Here is a 21,084-nt window from a genome sequence, read left to right as displayed (position 1 = left end):
CGGCGCCCCCCCCCCCCCCCCCCCCCCCCGCCCCTCTTCTGCGCGGCCTGCGCGGCCCGCGCGCCTCTTCACGCGCCCCCCGCGCGGAACAGGTCCGTCCGCGAGCGGAGGGACCACTCGCGGACGGGGGTGGAATCAGTACGGCAGTTGCGGGTCGTCCGGGTGCGTGCGGCGCATCGGCGGCTCGTCGTCCCTGATGACCTCGCCCTGGACGACCTTGCCGTCGGGGCGGTGCATGCGCGCCTGCTGGAAGGCGTCACCGAGGCCGCCCGGCGTCGCCTCGCGCACCTTGCGCTCGAAGGTCCGCTCCGCATACCGCCCGAGGGCCTTCTGGACCGGCGGCACCAGCAGGACCAGCCCCAGGACGTCCGAGAGGAGACCGGGCAGGATCAGCAGCAGCCCGCCCAGCATCGTGAGCGCGCCGCCGCCCCCGCTCTCCCGGGACGGCGTGACGCCGCTCTGCTGCTCCCTGACCGCCTCGCTGAGCTTCTGGAAGGCCCGGCGGCCCGCGCGCTTGATCACGGCGGAGCCGAGCACGAGGCCGCCCACCAGGAGCAGGAAGACCACGAGCCCGCTCGTGGCCCCCGCCACGACGGTCAGCAGCCAGATTTCCAGGACCAGCCACGCGGCGATGCCGAGCGGCAGGAACCTCAGGGGCCCGGAGCGCCGGGGCCGGGCGGGTCTCATGGGAGGCGGTGCGCCAGTCGTCATGCTTCCAGTGTGCCTGGGACCGCCTCAGGCCGGGATAAGGGGATGATCAACAAGGAACCCGAGGTCAGGGCTGCTTGCGGCCGATGACCTTGCCGACCCGCTCGCCCACTCCCCAGGCGGTCACCCGCCACAGCGCCTCGACGACGATGTTCTGGCTCATCTTGCTGTCCCCGAGCTCCCGCTCGACGAAGGTGATGGGCACCTCGACGACGTGGTAGCCCGCCTTGACCGCGCGGCGGGCCAGGTCGACCTGGAAGCAGTAGCCCTGCGACTCGACCTCGCCGAGGCCGAGCCCTTCGAGGGTCTCGCGGCGGAAGGCGCGGTAGCCGCCCGTCACGTCGCGGATCGGCACGTCCAGCAGCAGCCGCGAGTAGGTGCTGCCGCCCCGGGAGATGAACTCGCGGTGTTTGGGCCAGTTGACGACCCGTCCGCCCGGCACCCAGCGCGAGCCGAGCACCAGGTCGGCGCCCTTGAGCGCGGTGAGCAGCCGGGGCAGCTCCTCCGGCTGGTGGGAGCCGTCGGCGTCCATCTCGACCAGGACGCCGTAGTCGTGGTCCAGGCCCCAGCGGAAGCCCGCGAGATAGGCGGCGCCGAGCCCTTCCTTGCCCTTGCGGTGCAGCACGTGGACCCGCTCGTCCTCGGCCGCGAGCTCATCGGCGATCTTGCCGGTGCCGTCGGGGCTGTTGTCGTCGGCGACCAGGACGTGCGCGTCCGGGACGGAAGCCCGCACCCGGCCGACGATGGACTTGATGTTCTCCGCCTCGTTGTAGGTCGGAATGATCACCAAGGCCGTGCCGAGCGGGCCGAACTGCCTCCCCTGGTCCCCTGCTTCGGGGACCCCTCCGCCGTCGTTCACTACTGCCCCTTCGTTCGTACGCAGAGGACCACCATAATGGCCGCGGCCTGCGGCTCAGCGGCGGCACGGAACTCGGGGCGCGCGTACCCGCCGGCGGACGGGACGCACCTGCTCGGGACGTACTGCGGATCGGGGCCCGGCGCCCTTCGGGCCGGCCTGGGACCCGCTGGCTGCGGATCGACCGAGAGCCGTTGTCTACTGAGCGTCCGGGCCCGACCCGGGTCACACCTGCCGATCCGGCTGATACGTTCCCTCGCCTCCGCGTCGCGGGCGCTGGACCTGGCTCCCAGTGGTGCTGCGCCGGTGCGGCACACCACCCGTGATCCAGCGGCATTCGACGACTGCGTGGAGGTTCGCCGGTCGGACGTCCTGTGGTGGACCCGGCCGAACCTACCGGCCCACGGCGGCTGTCTGTCAATACCCCTCTGATCTGCGGCTCCTTCACGGACCGCCAGGTCAGCGCCGAGGATTCGCAGGTCGTGCGACGCCGTGCGGGGCCGCGATCGGCGCCGCGCACCGCCGGGACATCACTCGTCCGGCCGCACGAACACGGGCCGTCCGGCCACCACCGTGCGCAGGCAGACGGGGAGTTCGGCGCCCGGCGACAGGTCGGGCAGCCCCGGCGTGCCGGAGCGCGGGTCGGTCGACCAGCGGGCCACCCGGTCGTCCGGCGCCTGCACCACCAGATCGGACGTGCGCCACACGGCGTAGTCCGCGGGCGCGCCCGGCACCAGGGTGCCCGCGTCGTCGCGTCCGACGGCCCGCCAGCCGCCGCGCGTGTGGGCGGTGAAGGCGGCGCGCACCGAGACCCGGTGCCCGGGCGTGCGGTGGAAGGCGGCGGCCCGCACGGTGCCCCACGGGTCGAGCGGCGTGACGGGGCTGTCCGAGCCGAAGGCCAGGGGCACGCCGGTGCGCAGGAGGGCCGCGTACGGGTTGAGGGTGCGGGCCCGCTCGGCGCCCAGGCGCTGGGCGTACATGCCGTCCTCGCCGCCCCACAGCGCGTCGAAGGCGGGCTGCACGGACGCGGTGAGGCCGAACTCGGCGAAGCCGGCGATCGTCTCGGGGGTGAGCATCTCGGCGTGCTCGACCCGGTGCCGGGCGGCCCGTACGCGGCCCAGGCCGACCTTCTCGGCGGCCGCGCGCATCCCGTCGACCACGGAGGCCACCGCGGCGTCCCCGATGGCGTGGAAGCCCGCCTGGAGGCCCGCCTGCGTGCACGCCACGACGTGCGCGGCGACCGCCTCGGTGTCCAGGTGCGCGGTGCCGGTGTGGGCGGCGTCGGCGTACGGCTCGTGCAGGCAGGCCGTGTGCGAGCCGAGGGCGCCGTCGACGAACAGGTCCCCGGCCGCGCCGACCGCGCCCAGTTCGCGGGCGCGCGCCACGTCCCGCTCCGCCCAGTAGCCCACGACGCGCGGCCCGGCCTCCTCGGCGGCGAGCCGCAGCAGCCCGGTGAAGTCGTCCTCGTCGGAGATCTCGGGGCCCGCGCACTCGTGCACGGAGCCGATGCCCAGCGAGGCGGCGTGCCGCAGCGCGGCGCGCTGGGCCTCGGTGCGCTGCGCCGGGGTCACGGCGGCGAGGGCGGCGGCGCGCACCCCGTGGTGGGCGTCGCCGGTCAGCGGGGCGTCCGGGTGGTAGCCGGCCCGCTCGGTGACGCCGGGCACCAGGTCGAGCAGCGCGGTGCTGACGACGGCCGAGTGGACGTCGATGCGGGAGAGGTAGAGCGGCCGGCCGCCGGCCGCCCCGTCGAGCTCCGCGCGCGTGAGGGGCCGGCCGCCGGGCCAGCGGGCGGCGTCCCAGCCGTGGCCGAGCAGGACGGTGTCGTGCGGGCGGGCGGCGGCGTGTTCGCGGACGAGAACGAGTGCGTCGGCGGCCGAGCGGGCCCCGGTGAGGTCCAGCCCGGTCAGCGCGAGCCCGGTGGCCGTGGTGTGCACGTGGGCGTCGGTGAACGCCGGGGTGACCAGGGCTCCTTCGAGGTCGACGATCTCGTCGACGCCGTCCGTGAAGGCGTCCGCGGCACCCTCGGAGCCGACCCAGGCGACATGCCCCCGTTCGACGACCATCGCGGTGGCGAACGGGTCGGCGGGGCTGTGGACGTCGCCGCCGCGCAACAGCACGGTGCGGTGGTTCTGGGCATCCGGGGCGTCGTTCCCGGGGGCGGTGCTCTGGCTCATGGGACCAGTCTCGCCCCTGTCGGCGGGCGGCCGACGCGGGGGTCACACCTGGGGCGGGCGCGCCTCGTACGGGGTGGACAGGACGACCGTGGTGCGGGTGGAGACGCCGGCGAGCGCCCGCAGGCGGCTGAGCAGGTGCTCCAGCTCCAGCGGGGTGGCCACGCGGACCTTGAGGATGTAGTTCTCGTCGCCCGCGACGCTGTGGCACGCCTCGATCTCGGGGACGCCCGCGAGCCGCTCGGCGATGTCGTCGGGGGCGCTGGGGTCGAACGGCTTCACCGAGATGAACGCGGTGAGCGGCAGCCCGACGGCCTCGGGGTCGACGACCGCGGCATAGCCGCGGATGACGCCCCGCTGCTCCAGGCGGCGCACCCGCTGGTGCACGGCAGACGTGGACAGGCCCGTGGCCTTGCCCAGGTCGGTGTAGCTCATCCGCCCGTCCTTGACGAGCAGCTGCACGATCTGTCGGTCCAGCTCCTCCATGCGGCGAACCTACAGGGCTCTTGATCCCCTCGGATACCTGAGCGACCGAAGGTCCCGCGCGTCGGTGACCTTGGGGCGGTGCGCCGGGTCGGGCCGCGGGCGGAGCATGGGAGGGACGCGCCGACCGCCGCGGGGGCGGGCGCGAGGAGGAGGTGACGGGCCATGAGGCACCTCACGACCGTGTTCATCGGGGCGCTGTTCACCGGGTGCGTGGGTTTCATCGTGTTCTGCGCCGAGCAGTACGCGTCGATCGCCGGAGGCCTGTGACCGGGCAACTCCTCCGGTCATGTGACGAACGACACATGGCTGTGACCGTGTCCGACGGGATGCAACGATTACCCCTACGACGGGACGGGAAGTGCTTGCTGTGGTCGAGGCCGCAGCGCCTTGTCGGCCCACCCGAGGGGGAGATTCCCATGCAGAATTTGAAGCGTCCCGGCCGGTCCGGCCGCGCCAAGCAGCAGCCGGCCGCCGAGCCCGAGCCGGAGGGTGTCGAACCGGCTGATGCCCTGTTCGACGCCTACGACACCTTCGAGATGTACCGGGTGAACTGCCCCGACTGCGGGCAGCCCATCGCGCTCCTCGCCGACGAGGACGTGCTGCCCGAGCACGCGCTGTGCCCCACCCCGTGGAATCCGTTCGGCCTGACGGCCTGCGCGGGCACCGGCCGTCCGGCCACGGACGCCCGGCCCGCCGACGCGTCGATGGAGGTCCAGGAGCAGGACACCGCCCTGCTGTTGACGCTCCCTCAGGGACTCGACTGGCGCACGCAGCCCTTCTCGCACGTGAACGGGCCGGGTTCGCGGCCCATTCGCGTGCCGCGGCAGGACCGGCCCGCCGCCTGATTCACCCGTCCTGATTCACCAGTAGGTGCCCTGCACCATGGCGGCCAGGCTGTCGTGGTGCAGGATCAGCGTGTCCGCGTCCTTCTCGGTGGCGGGCACCTCGGCCTCGCCGAAGTGCACCTGTCGGTAGGCGACGCGCAGCATGACGATCGCGTGCCGCAGCGCCGCGTACAGCGTGTGGAACTCCATGTCGCGCGGGGTGTGCCCGGTCGTCCGGGCGTAGGCCTCCTCGATGTGGTCGCGGCGCAGGAAGTCCGGCAGGCCGGGCTGGCCGAAGCCGACCGTCAGGTCCTGGAAGAAGCGGTGCAGGTAGATCATCCAGCCGAGGTCGACCTCGCGCGGCGCGAGCGAGGCCATCTCCCAGTCCAGGACGGCGGCGGGTTCGAAGCCGTCGTAGATGACGTTCCCGATCCGCGCGTCGCCCCAGTTCAGGACCGGATCGCCCTCGTCGTGCGGCCAGAGGTCCGCCAGCCGGTCGAAGGCGCTCTCGATGACGGGTGAGCGGGGCAGTCCCTCCACCACCCAGGCGTAGTAGGCGCGTTGGGCCTCGACGTGGCGGCGCAGCGGGCTGCCCTCGCCGGGCAGCGCGAGGAACTCCGCCTCGTCCGGCGGCACGTGGTCGTGCAGATGGGCGAGGAGCCGGACCGACGCCTCCTGGAGGTGTGCGCGTTCGGCGTCGGTCGCAGCGTGCAGCCAGTTGCCCTCGTACGTGTACGGCATGACGTCCGGCGGGACGTGCCCCTCGACCCGCTCCATGACGAAGAAGGGGGCGCCGAGCGGTCCCGGGTCGCGCTCGAGCCAGAGCACGCGGGGCACGGGCAGGTCGGTGCGCTCGGCCACCAGCCGCATGGTGCGGTACTGGCGCGGCATGTCGTAGACGGGGAAGATCGTGTACGCCGCCGGGTCGGCGGCCACGCGCAACGCGCAGTTCCTGAACGGCGCTTCGGGGTGTTCGACGGCGAAGAGCAGCGTCTCGCTCGACATGCCGTTGGACTCCGGCACGGTCACCTCGGCCGCCCGGGCGCCGGGCAGCTTGGTGTCGAGCCAGGCGGTGAGGCGGCGGGCGAGGTCGTCCGGTTCGCGGGTGGTGGTGCGGGGGCGGGGTGCCGTTGCCATGTCCGTGCTCCTTCCTCCTGTCCGCCCGGTCAGGGCGCCACGGAGTCGAATCCGGTGAACCCGCTCGGGTCGTGGCGGCCGAAGCTGCCGTGCTCGAAGATGCCGTAGCCGGTCTGCCCGTCGAGGGTGAACCGCGCGGCGTGGTCGATGACGCCGTATGCCGCGAGGGGGTGGGCGGCGGGGTCGGACAGGTCGTAGGTGCGGCGGTCGGTCCAGTCGCGGCCCCGCCAGGTGCCGTGCTGCCAGTCGTCGGCGGGCGGGTATCCGGCGCCCACGGCCAGGGGCAGCGAGGCGAGGACGTCCACGCCCAGTTCCAGCGGCTTGCGGCCGTCGGGGTCGGTGAGGTGGAGGACGGCACGCTCGGGGTGGCGGGTGCCGGGGCGGTAGGTGATGTCGGCCTGGGGCCAGCCGAGTTGGCGGTCGGGGCGGCCGGGGCGGACGAGGGTGGCGTCGTTCAGGGTGCGGTAGCCGTCGGCGTCCTCCTGGGCGATGACCATGAGGAAGCGGTCCTCGAAGCGCACCGGGCACCAGATCCAGTGGAAGCCCTCGGTGGCGAACTCCTCTTCGAGGCGCCCGCGTTCCTCGCCGGGGATGGGCCGCACGCCCCAGCTGCGGTCGCGGGTCGCGGTCCACTCCCCCGCGTTCACCGCGGTCTCCCGGCCGCCGGCCCTGATCACCCCGGAGGGCCGGCCGGCCTGGACGAAGCGGCGCCCTTCGAGGGAGAGCCGGTCCCCCCTGCGCTGGATGTGGTGCGGCTCCCACAGGGCGGGGAAGTCCGCGGTCCAGATGAGGTCGTACGAGAGGGACGCGGGGTCGTCCGGGTCGGCGGCGCACTCCAGACGGATGCGGCGCAGCGGCTCGTCGACCGTGATGGCCAGCGGGCCGACGCGGAGCGTCATCCGGTCCTCGCCGAGGGCGTCGCTGGCGCGTACGGCATGCAGCGTGTCCCCGGTGCGCAGAGTGGCGTACGCGTCGATGACGCCGGTGTTCGGATAGACGCCGAGCCCGAGGATGAGCAGGGCGCGGCCCTGGTGGTCGAAGAGGTGGAAGATGCACCGGTCGTAGGCGTTGCGGTCGCCCGTCGCAACGTGCTTCATCGACAGGGGGACCTGGTGCACGGGGTACTCGTCGAGCGGGACCGGACGGTCGTCTGCCACGGCAAACCTCCCTGGTCACACGGCAGTTGAGGCGCGCAGGGACGCGAGGCGCCCCGGCGCGGAGTTGACGGTACGTCAGTTCTCGGGCCGGAGCCAGAGACGCGTCGGGCCGTTCGCGGGGCCGCGGCGGGCACCGGCCGGGCCGCCCGCCTTCCGGCCGAGGGCCCGCGGGACCGGGCTGCCGCGCGAGGGCGTACGGCCGCCTCCTCACACCCGGGGGACGGGCGCACCCGCCCGCCATGAACAGACGCTCGATTCGCCGGGGCGGTGACCTCGGTGCGGCGGCGGGCGTTGGCCCGGTATGACCCCCACGGACATGGGCACGGACATGGGCCCGGCGCAGCTCCCCAGCGGCCGCAGACGGCGCACCCTGGTGGCGGTCCCCGCTGCCGCAGAATCGGTTCCCCAGCGGCCTCAGGGGCCCCCGCGGCACCAGCCGTCACACCAGCCGCACACGCCACCGCACCAGTCGGCCCGCCCGCCCCAGCCGCACCAGCAGATGCACCAGCCGATGCATCAGCAGCAGTCGGCGTTCGCGCCCCAGCAGCCGCACGCACCTCAGCAGCCGCTCCCGTACCCACACCCGCAACAGCAGCTGCACGCACACCCGCAGCCGCACCCCCCGCCGTACCAGCAGGGGCACGTCCAGGACCCGCCGATCTACGGCGCGCTCATCCGGCACTGGGCCGACCGCGGCCGGACGCTGCCCGGGCGCCACGACCCGGAGTGGGCGCTGCTCGTGGCGCCGCCGGTGCGCCACGGGCAGTTCGGCACCGGGCCGTTCGACCCGGGGCCGTTCAGCGCGAGTCGGGACCCGCGAGGTGACGTGCGATGACCATGCGCTGGATCTGATTGGTGCCCTCGACGATCTGCAGCACCTTGGCCTCGCGCATCAGGCGCTCCACGGGGAAGTCCGCGGTGTAGCCGTAGCCCCCGAGGACCTGCACGGCGTCCGTGGTCACCTTCATCGCGGTGTCCGTGCAGTGCAGCTTGGCCATGGCCGCCTGCTTGGCGAACGGCCGCCCCGCGTCGCGGAGCCGGGCCGCGGCCAGGTACAGCGCCCGGCCGGCCTCGATCTGCGTCGCCATGTCCGCGAGCATGAAGCGCAGGCCCTGGAAGTCCGCGATGGGCCTGCCGAACTGCTGCCGCTCGGTGGCGTACGCCACGGCCTCGTCGAGCGCCGCCTGGGCCACCCCGACGGCGCAGGCCGCGATGCCGAGCCGCCCCGAGTCGAGCGCGGAGAGCGCGATGGCGAAGCCCTGGCCCTCGTCACCGATGCGGCGGGCGTCCGGGACGCGCACGCCGTCGAAGTGGATCTGCGCGGTGGGCGAGCCCTTCATGCCCATCTTCTTCTCGGGCACCGCGGCGCTCAGCCCTTCGGCGTCGCCCGGCACCAGGAAGGCCGTGACACCCCGGGGGCCCTCGCCGCCGGTGCGCGCCATGACCGTGTAGAAGTCGGCGATGCCGCCGTGCGTGATCCACGCCTTGGTGCCGGAGATGACCCAGTCGCCGTCCTCGTCCCGCACGGCCTTGGTCCGCAGCGACGCCGCGTCGGATCCGGACGCGGGCTCGGAGAGGCAGTACGCGCCGAGGAGGCCGCCGCCGAGCATGGCGGGCAGGTGGTCGCTCTGCTGTTCCTTGCTGCCGTACCCGGCGAGGGCGTGGCAGGACAGGGTGTGGACGCTGACGCCGAGCCCCACGGTCAGGCGGGCCGCGGCGAGCTCCTCGAGGACCTGGAGGTAGACCTCGTAGGGCTGGTCGCCGCCGCCGAACTCCGCGTCGTAGGGCAGCCCGAGCAGTCCGGACCCGGAGAGCAGCGTGAAGACCTCGCGGGGGAAGCGCCCGGCGTCCTCCTCCTCGGCCGCGGCCGGGGCGATCTCGCGCTGGGCGATGTCCCGGACCAGCGAGAGCAGATCCCTGGCCTCATCCGTGGGCAGCTGACGGTCGACCGACTGCGTGATGTGGTCGGGCATGACGCTCTCCTCCCTGTGGGGCTGCGGCGGACGCCCGCGCTGGGTGGGGCGGCGCCGCCGGGAAACGTGCCGAGCCGGGGGGCTTGCTCCGGGTCACGGAGGCAGCTGACCAGCGGCTGTGGCGCGTTGAGTATGCCCGATCGACGGCAGCCCGTCACTAGTTAACGACCGCTTACTCGAAAGATAGCCGAAGATCGTCGATCGCGGCCCGATTGGTACGAACCATTGACCGCACTGGTCTAGTCCTCCTACTGTTCCCCCGAACGTCTTAACGCGTTCATGCCAATGGCTTCACGCAGGTCCACAGCACCACTTCCCCCTCCGGTTTCCCCCCACGAGGAGACACGATGCTCAGACCGCACACCTCCCGCGCCTCCTTCCGGGCGCTCGTCGCCACCACCTGTTGCGCCGTCCTCGGCGCCGGTCTGCTGGCGGGCGCGGGCAGCGCATCCGCCGAGCAGGACAAGAGCACCGCGACGAAGGCCGCGGCCGGTTCCAAGGTCGTCGGATACTTCACCGAGTGGGGTGTCTACGACCGCAATTACCACGTCAAGAACATCGAGACGTCCGGCTCGGCCGCCAAGCTCACGCACATCAACTACGCCTTCGGCAACGTCCAGGGCGGCAAGTGCACGATGGGCGACGCCTACGCGGCGACCGACAAGGCCTACACCGCCGACCAGGCCGTGGACGGCGTCGCCGACACCTGGGACCAGCCCCTGCGCGGCAACTTCAACCAGCTGCGCAAGCTGAAGAAGAAGCACCCGAACCTGAAGGTCCTCTGGTCCTTCGGCGGGTGGACCTGGTCCGGCGGCTTCACCGAGGCGGCGAAGAACCCCGCGGCCTTCGCCCAGTCCTGCTACGACCTGGTCGAGAACTCCAAGTGGGCCGACGTCTTCGACGGCATCGACATCGACTGGGAGTACCCCAACGCCTGCGGCCTGAGCTGCGACACCAGCGGGCGCGCGGCGTACAAGAACCTGATGTCCGCGGTCCGCGCGAAGTTCGGCTCCAAGAACCTCGTCACCGCGGCGATCCCGGCGGACGCCTCGGCGGGCGGCAAGCTCGACGCGGCCGACTACGGCGGCGCCGCGCAGTACGTCGACTGGTACAACCCGATGACGTACGACTACTTCGGCGCCTGGGACGCGAAGGGCCCGACCGCCCCGCACTCGCCGCTCACCTCGTACACCGGCATCCCGAAGGAGTCCTACAACTCCGACGCCACCATCAAGAAGCTCAAGGCGCTCGGGGTGCCGTCGCAGAAGCTGCTGCTCGGCCTCGGCTTCTACGGCCGCGGCTGGACCGGCGTCACGCAGAAGGCGCCCGGCGGCACCGCGACCGGCCCCGCCGCCGGCAAGTACGAGCAGGGCATCGACGACTACAAGGAACTGAAGACCAAGTGCCCGGCCAACGGCACCGTCGGCGGGACCGCGTACGCGCACTGCGGGAACAACTGGTGGAGCTACGACACCCCGGCGACCATCGCGGGGAAGATGAACTACAAGAACCAGCAGGGCCTCGGCGGCACGTTCTTCTGGGAGCTCAGCGGTGACACGTCCAACGGTGAGCTGATCAAGGCCATCAACTGACCTGACGTACGCACGAGTCGGGGGCGGGAGCCGGTGCGGCTCCCGCCCCCTTCGCGTGCGCGCGGGGCTCAGGGCCGGGGCGGCGCCGGGTACGAGGGCTCGAAGTCCTCGATCACCCGCAGGGTGTCCCCGAGGGTGCGCACCAGCAGCGCGCCGACCGTCTCGCGGGACAGCTCCCGGTGGCCGATCCAGTCCAGCGTGACGCCCTCCACGCTGGAGAACCAGCCCAGCAGCGCGGTGCGCGCCAGCCGCGGGATGTCCTTGCGGCCGTACGCCCCCTCGGCGATCGCCGTGACGAGGGCCTCGCGCACCCCGTCGCGTATGGCGTGCACCTCGGCGTCGAAGCCGACGCCGCCGCTGATGATCGTGCGGTACGCCGCCTGGTGGTGCTCGGCGTAGCGCAGATAGCCGTCGATGGTGCGCTGCACGCGCTCGACGGGCGGCAGGTCGTCGTGGCGTCCGGCGCGCGCGACCAGGTCGGCCACCGAGTCCTCGATGATCGCCAGGTAGTAGCCGCGCTTGGACTTGAAGTAGTAGTAGATCAGCCCTTTGGCGACGCCCGCGTGCCGCGCGATGTCGTCCATCGACAGGGCGTCGTAGGACGTGTCGGCGAACAGCTTCCGGCCGATGGCGATGAGTTCGGCACGGCGCGCCGCGGAGCGGTCGGTACCGCGCTGTTGACTATTATTCAATTTCGGCCCTAGTCTCCAACTGCCTCGGGATGTCCGCAGTATGGCAGAACAGTGCCGCCTGCCGGTCGGCTCCCGACCGCACATCACGCACTCCCCTTTCGCACGCTTTGACGCCGCGGAACGACGTACGGGAGGAAGACAGTGAGCGCAGCACGCACCGCGTTACGCGAGGGCAGAACCTCCTGGAAGAAGACGGCCGTGGTGGCCCTGCCGGCGGTCCTGGCCGTCGGTGTGATGGCCTCCGTGATGGCCGAGGGCGCGCTCGCCGCGTCCTTCGCCGTCTCCGGCACCAGCTTCCAGGTGTCGTCCGGCAAACTGACGAGCCAGGGCCTGTCCTCGTACGTCCAGACGGACCGGGACGTCGACGGCAAGGGGCACCCGGTGGCGCTCCTGGGCATCGGTGACGCCACCCTGTCCGACATCTGCCAGGCCGCCGAGGTGAAGACCCCGGTGGGCACCGTCGTGTTCAAGCTGACCGCGGGCGGGGACGCCGGCGAGGTGACCGCGAGCAACCTCATCATCGACGGCGAGGACCTGGTCGGCGACGCCCGCTTCGGCACCGCACAGATCGGCCGGGACGCCTCGACGCTCGACGAGGTGCCCGGGGTCAAGGGCGAGCGGGGCAAGTTCGGCCTGCAGGCCGGGGACATCACCGTCTCCGGGGTGAAGTCGCACGCCTGGTCGGCGACCGGCGGCAACTTCCGGCTCAAGGGCATGAAGGTCGACGTCAGCCTCGGCGGCAAGAAGTGCTTCTGACCGGCGGCGGCCGGGGCGGTGTCCGGGCCTTCCGCAAGGACGGCGGCGGCTGGCTCGACCGGCGCCTGCCGTGGCCCGAACAGCGCCGGGTCGTCCGCAGATGGCGGCGCACCCGGCCGTTCTGGGGCGGGCTGCTGCTGATGCTCGGCGGCGCCGAGATGCTCCTGATCCCGCTCTCCCCGCTGACGGTCCTGGTCAGCCTGGGGCTCGGCGGGATCGCGGCGCTCGGCATCGGGATCGCGCTGGTCGTGGCGGGTCTCTTCCTGTGGCTGCTGCCGCACACGCACCACTACGTCAGCGTCAACGCGCTGATCCTTTCGGTGATCTCGTTCGCCGCCACGAACCTCGGCGGGTTCCTCGTCGGCATGCTCCTCGGCATCGCGGGCAGCGCCATGGGCTTCGGCTGGACGCCCGTGCCGCAGGACGCCGAGGAGGACCCGGCCCGGCCCCGCGTCCGGGACGGGCAGGGCACCCGCACGCTCGGCGTCCTGCTGCCCGTGCTGCTCGTCGCGGGGATCGTCGGGCACGGCAGTCCGGCGCGGGCGGCGCCCGCGGAGACGATCGAGGCGGCGCGCGTGCCGCCAACCGTCACCACGACGCTCTTCGCGCCCCAGGGCTTCCTGGTGGCGGGCGTCACCGAGATCCCGACCGCGGACGGGCCGCTGAAGGTCATGGTGCTGCGGATGAAGGCCGCCTCGCTCACCGACTACCGGCTCAGGACCCGCGACGGCAGCCGGGAACTCGCCCTGGGCGCCGACACGTTGGACCTCGACGGCCGGGTCACGCTGTATCTGACCAAGTTCCGCGGGTGCCTGGAGGGCATCCTCTGCCTCACCTTCACGCCCGACAGGCTGCCGGTGCCGCCCCTGGTGCCGCCGTTCGTCTTCATGACGGACGTGAGCGCCGAACAGGCCCTGGTCTCCTCGGACTCGATCGTGGCGGGCGGTCTCTCACTGAAGGCCTCGGCATGATCCAGATCCAGGCCGCGCTGTTCTGGGCGTACGCGATCGGCGCGACGTTCGCCCTCTCGGCCGGGCGGCAGCTGCAGGTGTGGGAGCGGATCAACGCGGGTGAGGGCCCGCGCACGCGCAGCCGCGCCGCCAATCCCTACCTGGCGCTCACCGCGCTCTTCGCCGCCGTCCTGATGGTGCCGACCGGCCTCTTCCTGCTGTGGCAGAACCCCGCCTGGTCCACGATGCACGTGGCGGACGGCCACGACGGCGTGTGGGCGGGGTTCGTGCTGTTCTACGCGGGCGGCATCCCGGTCGCCGCCATCGTCGGATTCCTCGTCGCGCAGGGGCTGGTGCTGGTGGGGGCGGGCTACTGGGCCTACCTCCAGTGCGTGGGCGGCTACTTCCTGCTGTTCGGGACGCTGATCCACGGCTGGGACGGCACGGGCTACCGACGCTTCCTGTCCCCGCGCGCCGGGGACTTCGCCGACTGGCCCGAGGACAGCGTCGTCAACCACCTGCTGGACTTCCTGACGTCCGGGACGTTCCTCGCGCTGCTGCTCTTCGGCGCGGCCGTGATCGGCACCATGCTGGCCACCGAGATCGGCTGGCTCATGGAGGGCTGGTCGCTGCCGGGCGCCGACGAGGACCGCAAGGTGCCGCGGCTGCTCGCCGTAGCGATCGCGGGCGCGGGGGTCTACGGGCTGCCGTTCGCCGGCGCGCTCCTCGCCGACGGGCTGGTGCGGCTGGTCGGCGGCTGGCTCGGCCTGCCGCTGTTCGCGGTGGTGGCGGGCGTCACGCTGCTGCACGGGCGGTCGCCGGTGCGCTGGCTGTACGGCCTGGTCGGGGTCCCCGGACGGCACTGGCGGGCGGGCATCGACGACCCCGGCGATCAGGAGCGCGGCGTCAGAGCAGACCGGCCTGTGTGACGAGCATCGCGAGGACGACGACGAGGGTCCAGCCCGCGAGGTGCTCCAGGAGCTTGGGTCCGTCGTCCTGGGGGCCGCCGGTGCGGGCCTTCACTCGGACGGCGGTGGCAGAGGTCGCGGTCATGTCGTTCTCGCTGACGTTCGACGGGCAGGGCGTCCCCCACGGGATTCCCGGCCGTGGCTTCCCCCCACGGAACCTCTTCCACCTTGCCAGCCGCGGACGGGTTTGCGGGAGAGACCTTGGTCACGCCGCAACTCGGACGGAGGGCCCCGCGTCTCTGTACGGACGGCGGGGTATTCCTCCCGTCCGTTCGCCCGCGCACCGCACGACCGAGAGGTTCCCGATGAGCACGAACCGGACGACGCCCCGCCGCAGAGCGCGGCTCGCCCTCGCCGCCGCGATCACCGCGACGGCCGCCCTCACCACATCCGTCTCGCAGGCCGCCCCGGCCCCCGCCGAGAAGCCCTCGCCCGGCGCCCCCGGACTCGGCGACCCGATGTTCCCGCTGGACGGCAACGGCGGGTACCGGGTGGACCGCTACTACCTGGACTTCGACTGGCAGGCCCCCCGGACCCCGTTCGAGGCGACGACGACGATCACCGCGCACGCCACCCAGGCGCTGTCCCGCTTCAACCTGGACTTCGGCGGCAACACCCTGCACCGGGTGAGCGTCGACGGCTCCCCGGCCCGCACCGCGCGCGAGGGCGACGAGCTGACCGTCACGCCCAAGTCGCCCCTCGCCAAGGGCCGTTCCTTCACGGTCAAGGTGACCTACACCGCCGACCCGACCCAGACCCGGCACCGCGACGACGCGATCGAGGACTACGGCTGGATCCCCACGCCCGACGGCACGGTGGTCTACCCGCAGCCCAACGGCGCCCGGCTGATCTTCCCGGGCAACGACCACCCGAGCCAACGCGCGCCGATCACCTTCCGCATCACGACGCCGGCCGACCGCACGGCCGTGGCCAACGGCAAGCTGGTCGCGCGCACCGAGCGCCCCGACGGCCGGGTGCGCTGGACGTACGACTCCGAGCAGCCCCTGTCGACCCAGCTGGTGCAGCTCGCCGTCGGGAAGTTCCGCCTGATCGACGGCGCGGGGCCGGGCGGCATCCCGCTGCGGGACGTCGTCCCTGAGGACCTCGTCGACCCGACGGCCGCCTACCGGGCGCTCACCCCGGACCACCTGGCCTGGCTGCAGGAGAAGCTCGGCCCCTACCCCTTCGACCGCTACGGCGTGCTGGTCGGCGACACCGACCTCGCCGTGGCCCTGGAGACGCAGACCCTCTCGCTGGTGCCGAAGGCCGACCTGCTCGGCACCCGGGTCGACGCCGAGCGGAACCTGGTGCACGAGCTGACCCACCAGTGGTTCGGCGACAGCGTGGCCCTCAAGAGCTGGTCCGACCTGTGGCTGAGCGAGGGACACGCCCGCTTCTACGAGCGCGCGTACTCCCAGGAGCACGGCGGGGACAGTTTCGAGGCCGCCATGAAGACCGCCTACCAGGCCCACGACCAGTGGCGTCGCGACTACGGCGCCCCGGCCGAGCCCACCGAGCCGAACCTCTTCAAGCGCATGCGCTACGACGGCTCGGCGCTGGTCCTGTACGCGCTGCGCGAGCAGGTCGGCGACGCCGCGTTCCAGCGGATCGAGCGTGCCTGGCTCCACCGCTACGAGGGCCGCACGGCCGGCACCCGGCAGTTCATCGACCTGGCGTCGAAGGTCGCGGGCGAGGACCTGACGGACTTCCTCACCCCGTGGCTGTACGGCTCCAGGACCCCGCCGATGCCGGGCCACCCGGACTGGGTGGTGGACCCCGCGAGGTGACCGCCGGCACGCTCTCGACATGCGGTCCTCCCCCGCCCCTCATAGCGTGGAGGCGTCCCCGAACCAGAGGAGCCGTCATGGGCGACAGCGCCATGGACAAGGCAAAAGGCAAGGCCAAGGAAATGATGGGCAAGGCCACCGGCAACGACCGGATGGCGGCCGAGGGCAAGACCGACCAGGCCAAGGGCAAGGCCAAGGACGCCGCGGACAGCGTGCGCGACAAGGCCGAGGGCATGCGCGACTCGCTCCGAGGCGACGACGACAGCTGACCCGCCGCGTGGGCCCGCCCTCCCGTGAGGGCGGGCCCACGCGCGTCCCGGGGCCGCGCCTCAGCGCACCCCGACCGCGGCCAGCGCGCCGCGCTGACGGGCGGAGAGCTTCGTCGGGAAGTAGAGGTAACAGACGCCTCCGGTGCCCGAGACGACCTTGCCCGAGGCGTTGTGGCGCTGGGTGCGGAGCCAGATGTTCTCCCACTCCCGCCGCCGGTAGACACGGCGCACCGCCGGGTTGCTCGGTGACGCGGGATCGTTCGCGATCACGTCGCCGTCCGCGGTGAAGCCGATCACCGTCATCAGGTGGCCCGCCGTGCCGTAGCCCGCGCCGGTCAGCTCCTCCTTGAGGAACGACTGGGAGGTGATGGCCGGGATGCCCGCGGCGATCAGCGTCTCCAGCTCCGTGAGCGAGGTCAGCCGGGTCACCACGCCCTGGAGGTCCTTGTACGTCGAGGCGTACGCGGCGTTGAAGGGCCAGTTGCCGCAGCCGTTGTACTGGTAGTCGAAGGTGTACCGGGCGGCGTGGCACACCTGGGGGTCGGCGTAGGCGGGATCGACCCAGGCCAGCTGCTCGGCCGTGGGCCCGCGCCCCCAGTACTCGATGATCATCTGCGACGAGGTCGGGCTGCACCAGGCCTCGCCGCCGTTGTCGTACTCCGGGTACTGGCCCGCGTGGATCTCCTGCGAGTAGCGCGGGACCGTCAGCTCCTTGGCCAGGCCCGGCGTGGACGCGGGGACCGTGAAGCGGTCGGGGATCGCCGAGGCCATCGCGCCGAGCCGCCAGACCGTGGGGGTCTGGCTGGTGCCGGGCGTGCGGTACAGCGTGAGGCGCAACTGGTACGCGTCGATCCGCAGGCCCGTGCTCGCGTCGTCCAGGGAGAGCGTGTCCGTCCAGACCGTGGACCTGTCGTCGGTCTGGTCGTCGACCGAGGTCCGCCGGATGTCCTTCTCGGCGTCGTCGCCCGAGGTCCAGCGGCCCATCACGTACCAGGGCGTCTTCGTGCGGTCCGAGTAGGTGCCCCGCAGCTCGACCTGGAGCCAGGTGCCGGTCGGGGTGTGCGCGTTCCAGGACGCGATGACCTCGGTGGCGGGCACCGAGGAGCGGTGCGTGGGCCCGGTCCACCGGGCGTACTCCCAGGTGGCGGTCCTGCCGGTGTGCGGGTCGGCGTAGTCGGTGCGGCCCGCGGCCTTGCCGATGCGCAGGCCCGCGCGGGAGCCGGCGACGGCGGTGCCCTCGGCGGTGCCGGACCGCCAGTCCTCGTGCGAGGTCCAGAAACGGTTGTCCACCGGGCGGTCGGCGCGCGGGGCACGGCCCCGGCCCCCGGCGGCACCCGCGGCCAGGGCGGGGGCGGCGGTCACCGCGACGGCGGCCACCGTGGCGGCCGTGGCCAGCACGGATCTGCGCGACACCGCGTCGGCGCGGCCCGCGCCCGCGGCGCGCTCCGCTCGGTCGGTTCCTGTGCCTGCTCGGTCTGCTCGGGCTGCTCGGTCCATGAAGGGGACCCCCAGTCGACGTGGGTTTCCGGCGGGATCCGGAAGGGGCGGGTCGGATGCGCGGGCGCGCGGAAGGAAGGTGGGGCAACTATGGCCGGTCCCGGCCGACTTCTGCCAGCGTCCCGACCGCCGCCGCACACATCAATATTGGCCTCAACCAATGGCATGACCTGCGACGGCGCGCGGAACGCATTCTTCCGCGGTCGTACCCTTGCCCCTGATGACCGCACACGCGCCCACCCCGCTCCCCCGCCTCGCCGCCGCCCTGCGCCGTCTGCCGCCCTCCGTCGGCCCGGTCCGGCTCGTCGCCGTGGACGGGCACGCGGGCTCCGGCAAGTCGACGTTCGCCCGCCGGCTCGCCGAGGCGCTCGGCGGCGCGCCGGTGCTGCGGCTCGACGACATCGCGACCCACACCGAGCTGTTCGCCTGGACCGAGCGGCTGCGGCGCCAGGTCCTCGACCCGCTCTCCCGCGGCGAGACCGCGCACTACGCGACGTACGACTGGCACGAGCGCCGGTTCGGGCCCGCCGAGACGCCCCTGCCGCCCGCCCCCGTGGTGCTCGTCGAGGGCGTGGGCGCGGGCCGCCGGGCGCTGCGCCCGCACCTGGCCGCGGTGCTGTGGATGGACGTGCCGCACGAGGAGGCGTGGCAGCGGGGGCGCCGCCGGGACGGGACGGTCCAGAGCGACTTCTGGGACGGCTGGGAACCCGCGGAGCTCCAGCACTTCAGCGGGGATCCCTCGCGGCCCTTCGCCCACCTTTTGGTGCGACAGTGCCCGGAGGGATACGAGGTGATCCGGGGGCCGGGTGTGACGCCTGCGGGGACCGAATCCGTCACGGAGAGTGAAGGGCCGTCGGCGGTCCGCTGAACCTCCGGAATTCCACTTCCACTTGACCTCACGAGTTTTCGCGAGTGCCCCAACTCCGCTTGACCCGGGGCCCTTACAGGACTTACGTTCTGAATGTGCGGTCCTCCGGGATCGCCCGCAGTCCCGAAGCCCCCGGTTGTTCCCCCGTGATCGGGGGCTTCGTTCTGCCCCGAGCAGCCGCAAACCGGGCGCTGCGAGCCGCCGTTCGCTCACCGTCGGTCACCATCGGATGGCTCCTCCGTCGGCCCTTTCCGGCCGATCCCGCGGTGCGGCACCCTACGGCCGACCGCTCCCCCGCAGGTACGATGCTTATCGGTGCGCCTTTTCGGACGGCCGCTCTGCGCATCGAGGCAACTCCCGTCCGCAGCACAGTGGTTCAGCGCAGTGGTTCAGCGCAGTCGCCGGCGGGCAGAGGTCCGGCGGTACGCAAACGGGGGCACGGTTTGTGGGGGACCTGATGGACTTCGACGCGGTGGGCTCACCCGCCCCGGCCGACCTCGCCTGGCTGAGGGGCGTCGACGCCTACACGATGGGCGCCTATCCGCAGGCGGAGGAGGAATTCCGGACGGCGGTCCGGATGGATCCCGGGATGGCGGACGGCTGGCTCGGCCTGCACGCGCTGCGCATCGACACGACGACGGCGCTGCTGCGGATGTTCCAGCACCGGGACCGGTTCGGCGAGCAGCGCACCCGGCACGCCCGCGCCCTCAACTCCTGGTACTGGCTCGGCTGGTGGGTGCAGCCCGTCCTGGAGAGCACCCGCGACCTGCTGCTCGCGCACGCCTCGCACTGGCTGGACGGCCGCCATGTGCCCGAGCTCGACCGGGCGTTGGCGGGACTGCCGCCGGTCGACGCGGATCCGCAGGTGCGCTTCCTGCACGCCTGCCGCTCCTACCTGGTCAAGGACTGGGAGCAGTTGGTGCGGCACACCGACCCGCTGATCGACGACCCGATGCTGGGCATCGAGGCGGGCCTCTTCGGCGGCATGGCCCGGGTGCGCCTGGAGACGTACGGCCAGGCCGAGCCGCTGCTGTCCGCCGCCCTGATGCGCTGTCGCAGCGAACAGCCGCAGCGCAAGGAGCTGCGCTACTGGCTGGCCCGCGCGCACGAGGGCACCGGACGCTCCGCGGCCGCCCTGCCGCTGTACCGCGCGGTGCACCGGGTGGACGCGTCCTTCATGGACACCTCGGCCCGGCTCGCGGCCATCGCCGAGGGCGACGGGTACGACGAGGCGGCCGACCTCGCCGCCGCGATCAGCCTGTCCGGGGCGGGCCAGGACATGCTGGAGAGCCCCGACGGCATGGACGCGCTGTTCGGCACGGAGGGCCGGGACCTGAAGGTCACCGACTCCCAACTGCCCGCGGGCACGGGCCCGTCGGCCCCGCCGGGGCCCGCGGGGCCCGCCGTCCCCTCCGGCCCCGCCGAGACCGACGGGGTCCGGGAGAAGGCGATCATCCCCATCAAGCCGGGCCCGCCCCAGCTGCCGCCCGGCCCCACCGACCCCGCGCTCCTGGAGGCCGCCCTCTCCGAACTGGAGGGCATGGTGGGCATGGAGCCGGTCAAGCGCCAGGTCAAGGCGCTCTCCGCACAGCTGAACATGGCGCGCCTGCGGGCCGCCCAGGGCCTTCCCGTACAGCCGCCGAAACGACACTTCGTCTTCTCCGGCCCCTCCGGCACCGGCAAGACCACGGTCGCCCGCATCCTCGGCCGGGTCTTCTACGCGCTCGGCCTGCTCGGCGGCGACCACCTGGTGGAGGCCCAGCGCGCCGATCTCGTCGGCGAGTACCTGGGCCAGACCGCGGTGAAGGCCAACGAGCTCATCGACTCGGCGATCGGCGGGGTCCTCTTCGTCGACGAGGCGTACTCCCTGTCCAACTCGGGCTACGGCAAGGGCGACGCCTACGGGGACGAGGCCCTGCAGGTCCTGCTCAAGCGCGCCGAGGACAACCGCGACCACCTCGTGGTGATCCTCGCGGGCTACCCCGAGGGCATGGACCGGCTGCTCGCCGCCAACCCCGGCCTGTCCTCGCGCTTCACGACCCGCGTCGACTTCCCCTCGTACCGCCCGCTGGAACTGACCGCGATCGGCGAGGTCCTCGCGGCCGACAACGGCGACGTGTGGGACGAGGAGGCGCTGGAGGAGCTGCGCTCCATCAGCGGGCACGTCGTCGACCAGTCCTGGATCGACGAGCTCGGCAACGGCCGCTTCCTGCGCACCCTGTACGAGAAGAGCTGCGCCTACCGCGACCTGCGGCTGTCCGGCTATCCGGGCGCCCCGGACCGTGACGACCTCGCCACGCTGCGGCTGCCCGACCTGATGCAGGCCTACGGAGAAGTGCTCTCCGGCCGGGGCCCGCAGGACACGCCCGGCATCTGACCGCGCCGCCGCACCC

General features: G+C 72.7%; 20 protein-coding genes. 9 read left to right on the top strand and 11 right to left on the bottom strand.

Features of this window, described 5'->3' with window-relative positions; all coding sequences use genetic code 11:
- Positions 1-135: 135 nt before the first annotated feature.
- From fxsA to ACFYXE_RS27900, 4 genes are all read right to left on the bottom strand, one after another.
- Complete coding sequence (gene fxsA, locus ACFYXE_RS27915; RefSeq protein ID WP_389316700.1) at positions 136-711, bottom strand: FxsA family membrane protein; 576 nt, start codon at positions 709-711, stop codon at positions 136-138.
- 64 nt (positions 712-775) lie between these two features.
- On the bottom strand, positions 776-1,567 hold the full coding sequence (locus ACFYXE_RS27910; protein ID WP_361179526.1) for a polyprenol monophosphomannose synthase: 792 nt from the start codon (positions 1,565-1,567) through the stop codon (positions 776-778).
- A gap of 527 nt (positions 1,568-2,094) precedes the next feature.
- Entirely contained in the window at positions 2,095-3,738 is a 1,644-nt protein-coding gene (locus tag ACFYXE_RS27905; RefSeq protein ID WP_389316696.1) for an amidohydrolase, read from the bottom strand.
- Between the two features lie 42 nt (positions 3,739-3,780).
- Positions 3,781-4,221: an Lrp/AsnC family transcriptional regulator gene (locus ACFYXE_RS27900; RefSeq protein ID WP_030789227.1), complete on the bottom strand. Its 441-nt coding sequence runs from the start codon at positions 4,219-4,221 to the stop codon at positions 3,781-3,783.
- A 416-nt stretch (positions 4,222-4,637) separates the two neighbouring features.
- Between ACFYXE_RS27900 and ACFYXE_RS27895 the strand changes: the two genes are divergently transcribed.
- On the top strand, positions 4,638-5,066 hold the full coding sequence (locus ACFYXE_RS27895; protein WP_361179518.1) for a hypothetical protein: 429 nt from the start codon (positions 4,638-4,640) through the stop codon (positions 5,064-5,066).
- Positions 5,067-5,081: 15 nt separating this feature from the next.
- Here the strand turns inward: ACFYXE_RS27895 and ACFYXE_RS27890 are convergent, their stop codons facing one another.
- The 4 genes from ACFYXE_RS27890 to ACFYXE_RS27875 all read right to left on the bottom strand — a co-directional run bounded on the left by ACFYXE_RS27890 (position 5,082) and on the right by ACFYXE_RS27875 (position 9,312).
- The gene (locus tag ACFYXE_RS27890; protein WP_361179516.1) at positions 5,082-6,182 is read right to left on the bottom strand and encodes a phosphotransferase family protein; all 1,101 of its coding nucleotides are present in this window, start codon (positions 6,180-6,182) and stop codon (positions 5,082-5,084) included.
- A 29-nt stretch (positions 6,183-6,211) separates the two neighbouring features.
- Positions 6,212-7,339 (bottom strand): hypothetical protein, encoded by a 1,128-nt coding sequence (locus tag ACFYXE_RS27885; protein ID WP_389316691.1) that lies wholly within the window; start codon positions 7,337-7,339, stop codon positions 6,212-6,214.
- A gap of 439 nt (positions 7,340-7,778) precedes the next feature.
- Positions 7,779-7,982, bottom strand: a complete 204-nt coding sequence (locus ACFYXE_RS27880; protein WP_389316688.1) for a hypothetical protein — start codon at positions 7,980-7,982, stop codon at positions 7,779-7,781.
- A 154-nt stretch (positions 7,983-8,136) separates the two neighbouring features.
- A complete protein-coding gene (locus ACFYXE_RS27875; RefSeq protein ID WP_389316685.1) occupies positions 8,137-9,312 on the bottom strand; it encodes an acyl-CoA dehydrogenase family protein in 1,176 nt (391 codons plus the stop codon).
- Between the two features lie 347 nt (positions 9,313-9,659).
- Between ACFYXE_RS27875 and ACFYXE_RS27870 the strand changes: the two genes are divergently transcribed.
- Complete coding sequence (locus ACFYXE_RS27870; RefSeq protein WP_361179509.1) at positions 9,660-10,904, top strand: glycoside hydrolase family 18 protein; 1,245 nt, start codon at positions 9,660-9,662, stop codon at positions 10,902-10,904.
- A gap of 68 nt (positions 10,905-10,972) precedes the next feature.
- On the opposite strand, the gene ACFYXE_RS27865 is transcribed toward ACFYXE_RS27870, so the two are convergent.
- Positions 10,973-11,596 carry a TetR/AcrR family transcriptional regulator gene (locus tag ACFYXE_RS27865; RefSeq protein WP_389316681.1) on the bottom strand — a complete coding sequence of 208 codons (624 nt, stop codon included), beginning with the start codon at positions 11,594-11,596 and terminating at the stop codon, positions 10,973-10,975.
- A 141-nt stretch (positions 11,597-11,737) separates the two neighbouring features.
- On the opposite strand from ACFYXE_RS27865, the gene ACFYXE_RS27860 reads away from it, so the two are divergent.
- Genes ACFYXE_RS27860 through ACFYXE_RS27850 form a run of 3 tightly spaced genes read left to right on the top strand, consistent with a single transcriptional unit; the run spans position 11,738 to position 14,231 of the window.
- Positions 11,738-12,352, top strand: a complete 615-nt coding sequence (locus tag ACFYXE_RS27860; protein ID WP_361179505.1) for a DUF6230 family protein — start codon at positions 11,738-11,740, stop codon at positions 12,350-12,352.
- Positions 12,343-13,323 carry a DUF6114 domain-containing protein gene (locus ACFYXE_RS27855; RefSeq protein WP_389316677.1) on the top strand — a complete coding sequence of 327 codons (981 nt, stop codon included), beginning with the start codon at positions 12,343-12,345 and terminating at the stop codon, positions 13,321-13,323. The genes ACFYXE_RS27860 and ACFYXE_RS27855 overlap by 10 nt, the downstream gene beginning before the upstream one ends.
- Entirely contained in the window at positions 13,320-14,231 is a 912-nt protein-coding gene (locus ACFYXE_RS27850) for a hypothetical protein (RefSeq protein WP_389316674.1), read from the top strand. The genes ACFYXE_RS27855 and ACFYXE_RS27850 overlap by 4 nt, the downstream gene beginning before the upstream one ends.
- Here the strand turns inward: ACFYXE_RS27850 and ACFYXE_RS27845 are convergent.
- Entirely contained in the window at positions 14,209-14,355 is a 147-nt protein-coding gene (locus tag ACFYXE_RS27845; RefSeq protein WP_389316670.1) for an SCO1431 family membrane protein, read from the bottom strand. The genes ACFYXE_RS27850 and ACFYXE_RS27845 overlap by 23 nt on opposite strands.
- Before the next feature lie 220 nt (positions 14,356-14,575).
- Here ACFYXE_RS27845 and ACFYXE_RS27840 point away from each other — a divergent pair, with 220 nt between their 5' ends.
- Positions 14,576-16,057: a M1 family metallopeptidase gene (locus ACFYXE_RS27840; protein ID WP_361179497.1), complete on the top strand. Its 1,482-nt coding sequence runs from the start codon at positions 14,576-14,578 to the stop codon at positions 16,055-16,057.
- Positions 16,058-16,134: 77 nt separating this feature from the next.
- Entirely contained in the window at positions 16,135-16,326 is a 192-nt protein-coding gene (locus ACFYXE_RS27835; protein ID WP_361179494.1) for a CsbD family protein, read from the top strand.
- A gap of 60 nt (positions 16,327-16,386) precedes the next feature.
- Here ACFYXE_RS27835 and ACFYXE_RS27830 read toward each other — a convergent pair whose 3' ends face one another.
- Entirely contained in the window at positions 16,387-17,823 is a 1,437-nt protein-coding gene (locus ACFYXE_RS27830) for a peptidase C39 family protein (protein ID WP_389316665.1), read from the bottom strand.
- A gap of 220 nt (positions 17,824-18,043) precedes the next feature.
- On the opposite strand from ACFYXE_RS27830, the gene ACFYXE_RS27825 reads away from it, so the two are divergent.
- Positions 18,044-18,691 carry a uridine kinase gene (locus ACFYXE_RS27825; RefSeq protein ID WP_389316662.1) on the top strand — a complete coding sequence of 216 codons (648 nt, stop codon included), beginning with the start codon at positions 18,044-18,046 and terminating at the stop codon, positions 18,689-18,691.
- Positions 18,692-19,148: 457 nt separating this feature from the next.
- The gene (locus tag ACFYXE_RS27820; protein ID WP_389316659.1) at positions 19,149-21,068 is read left to right on the top strand and encodes an AAA family ATPase; all 1,920 of its coding nucleotides are present in this window, start codon (positions 19,149-19,151) and stop codon (positions 21,066-21,068) included.
- Positions 21,069-21,084 lie beyond the last annotated feature (16 nt).

The organism is Streptomyces sp. NPDC002564 (genome assembly GCF_042889645.1).
Taxonomy (GTDB): Bacteria; Actinomycetota; Actinomycetes; order Streptomycetales; family Streptomycetaceae; genus Streptomyces.
This window is presented reverse-complemented; position numbering and strand designations above follow the sequence as displayed.

What these genes read in the sequence shown, in the direction of transcription:
- fxsA (WP_389316700.1), bottom strand. Translation starts at nt 711, where the DNA reads ATGACGACTGGCGCACCGCCTCCCATGAGACCCGCCCGGCCCCGGCGC.
- ACFYXE_RS27905 (WP_389316696.1), bottom strand. Translation starts at nt 3,738, where the DNA reads ATGAGCCAGAGCACCGCCCCCGGGAACGACGCCCCGGATGCCCAGAAC.
- ACFYXE_RS27900 (WP_030789227.1), bottom strand. Translation starts at nt 4,221, where the DNA reads ATGGAGGAGCTGGACCGACAGATCGTGCAGCTGCTCGTCAAGGACGGG.
- ACFYXE_RS27895 (WP_361179518.1), top strand. Translation starts at nt 4,638, where the DNA reads ATGCAGAATTTGAAGCGTCCCGGCCGGTCCGGCCGCGCCAAGCAGCAG.
- ACFYXE_RS27890 (WP_361179516.1), bottom strand. Translation starts at nt 6,182, where the DNA reads ATGGCAACGGCACCCCGCCCCCGCACCACCACCCGCGAACCGGACGAC.
- ACFYXE_RS27875 (WP_389316685.1), bottom strand. Translation starts at nt 9,312, where the DNA reads ATGCCCGACCACATCACGCAGTCGGTCGACCGTCAGCTGCCCACGGAT.
- ACFYXE_RS27870 (WP_361179509.1), top strand. Translation starts at nt 9,660, where the DNA reads ATGCTCAGACCGCACACCTCCCGCGCCTCCTTCCGGGCGCTCGTCGCC.
- ACFYXE_RS27850 (WP_389316674.1), top strand. Translation starts at nt 13,320, where the DNA reads ATGATCCAGATCCAGGCCGCGCTGTTCTGGGCGTACGCGATCGGCGCG.
- ACFYXE_RS27845 (WP_389316670.1), bottom strand. Translation starts at nt 14,355, where the DNA reads ATGACCGCGACCTCTGCCACCGCCGTCCGAGTGAAGGCCCGCACCGGC.
- ACFYXE_RS27840 (WP_361179497.1), top strand. Translation starts at nt 14,576, where the DNA reads ATGAGCACGAACCGGACGACGCCCCGCCGCAGAGCGCGGCTCGCCCTC.
- ACFYXE_RS27835 (WP_361179494.1), top strand. Translation starts at nt 16,135, where the DNA reads ATGGGCGACAGCGCCATGGACAAGGCAAAAGGCAAGGCCAAGGAAATG.
- ACFYXE_RS27830 (WP_389316665.1), bottom strand. Translation starts at nt 17,823, where the DNA reads ATGGACCGAGCAGCCCGAGCAGACCGAGCAGGCACAGGAACCGACCGA.
- ACFYXE_RS27825 (WP_389316662.1), top strand. Translation starts at nt 18,044, where the DNA reads ATGACCGCACACGCGCCCACCCCGCTCCCCCGCCTCGCCGCCGCCCTG.
- ACFYXE_RS27820 (WP_389316659.1), top strand. Translation starts at nt 19,149, where the DNA reads ATGGACTTCGACGCGGTGGGCTCACCCGCCCCGGCCGACCTCGCCTGG.